General features: G+C 36.4%; 2 protein-coding genes. One reads left to right on the top strand and one right to left on the bottom strand.

The window, feature by feature from the left end; translation table 11 throughout:
* The first annotated feature begins 232 nt into the window (after positions 1-232).
* Entirely contained in the window at positions 233-610 is a 378-nt protein-coding gene (gene kapB, locus ACE1TI_RS21830) for a kinase-associated lipoprotein KapB (protein WP_375009603.1), read from the top strand.
* Between the two features lie 290 nt (positions 611-900).
* Here kapB and ACE1TI_RS21835 read toward each other — a convergent pair.
* A partial coding sequence (locus ACE1TI_RS21835) for a helix-turn-helix domain-containing protein (protein ID WP_375009604.1) occupies positions 901-1,092 on the bottom strand: 192 nt, incomplete at its 5' end.

The following is a 1,092-nucleotide window of genomic DNA, read 5'->3' on the forward strand; positions in this document are numbered from 1 at the left end:
GGCTTCAAGCGTTATGATCGTTTAAGGTTACGTGTCTTATTACATCACCAATATAAAATAACGGAATTTCAAGTAGGATAAAGGAGTAGGAGTAAGGCACTCCTACCCCAACATTTGACATAGAACCTAAAATTTTACGTACCGTAATAAAATAAAATTTTTAAACATTATAAAGAAAACCAATTCTTTGGTAAAATAAAAAATAAGAATGTTACATAAGGGGGCAGCTAAAATGGCCGAAAACAATATAGTGAAAGCTCCATATAAAACGGGATTGTATGTCGGAGAGATTTTGCAGGAAAAAGGGGACAAAACGCTAATAAAAGTATTGGCCGTATTAAAACACCCTAAACAAGGTGATCTGCACAATCCTAATCAAATTAACGTACCATTGTTTCATGAAAGAAAGGCACTCGCAGAAAATGAAAAGGTCTGGGTGCCTTCATCCGTCTTAAATACATATAACGGAAATATTCCATCGTATGAACAGTCTTTAAAAACCGCTGTACAAGAAATGAAAGAGCAGCTCGAAAGTAAAGAAGATGATTATTCAAAAATGGCTTTAGATACATTGGTTAATGTTTCAAAAGATTATCCTATTAATAATTAGAACGATATTTTACAATTAATATAACTGAGAAAGGAGAAAGGGCCGGCCCTTTCTCCTTTGTTTAGGGGTGTTTAACGGACATTTGCACCTCTATGTCTGTAAACTGTCACCTCTGGAGAATTGGGAGGACAAAATTTCGCTGGTATTTCAGCAATTAACGGTTTGAATGTCCGCAAACTGTATGTCACTGGAAATACAATGATATAACGCATCTCTGTAATTGTGTTATGCTCAATTAACATCATGGGTTCCTCAAGAATATGGGAACTATCATTTTGGGCCGGCTCTTATTATAACATCGTTTTGGAATCACTGGCTGCACTGATCATGTGCAGTCTTATTGACAAGTCTATTAAAAACGTATCGTCTGAATTAACAAGGTTGCAACCGGTTAATGTTTCGATTTTTCGAAGCCTGTATAATAATGACTGCCTGTGCAGATTCAGTTCTCTCGCTGTTTGGCTGACATTCCCTCTGTTCCG

Source organism: Alteribacillus sp. JSM 102045 (assembly GCF_041949975.1).
Classification (GTDB): domain Bacteria; phylum Bacillota; class Bacilli; order Bacillales; family Marinococcaceae; genus Alteribacillus.

Coding starts and splice junctions, on each gene's coding strand:
- kapB (WP_375009603.1), top strand. CDS start 233: ATGGCCGAAAACAATATAGTGAAAGCTCCATATAAAACGGGATTGTAT.